Genomic DNA, 619 nt, shown 5'->3' with positions numbered 1-619 from the left:
GGAGATTTAGCTACTGGATATGTTAATTCACTTTCAACTGCAACTCCTAACGGTGCTAATATGAGTATGTATATAGATTTAGCTGATGGCGTTAAAATTAATGGTATTGCTAAAGTTACTGCTCCTGACAATAATGTTGATAATGGTGTAATTCATTTAGTCGATGCAGTTATTGGATTACCAACTATCGTTACTATGGCTACTTCTAATAACAGCTTTACAAACTTAGTTGCTGCCTTAACTAGAGATGATCAACCTGACTTTGTAAGTATTTTATCTACTGCAAATGGAACTGACCCTGCCCCATTTACTGTATTCGCTCCTACTGATGCTGCATTTGCTGCTTTATTAACTGAACTTGAAGCTGGCTCACTAGCTGATATTGATGCTGCTACCTTAACTGCTACTTTAAATCACCACGTTGTGGGAGGATTAAATGTAACTGCTGATATGCTTTCTGATAATATGACTGTTCCTACTTTAGGTGGTGATATTACTGCAAATATTTCTGGGGGTGCAACTTTAACAGATGCAAACGGAAGAATTAGTAATATTGTTGCTACAAACGTACAAACTGCTAACGGGGTAATTCACGTTATTGATAAAGTGGTATTACCAA

General features: G+C 36.7%; 1 protein-coding gene. It reads left to right on the top strand.

Annotated features, from left to right (window positions below; translation table 11 throughout):
- On the top strand, nt 1-619 hold a 619-nt coding region (locus tag IEW75_RS15690; protein ID WP_134249424.1), incomplete at both ends, for a fasciclin domain-containing protein.

Origin of the sequence: Lutibacter litoralis, assembly GCF_014646675.1 — a bacterium.
Lineage (GTDB): Bacteria > Bacteroidota > Bacteroidia > Flavobacteriales > Flavobacteriaceae > Lutibacter > Lutibacter litoralis.
Note: the sequence above shows the minus strand (reverse complement) of the source record. Positions and strands in the feature narration are given on the sequence as shown.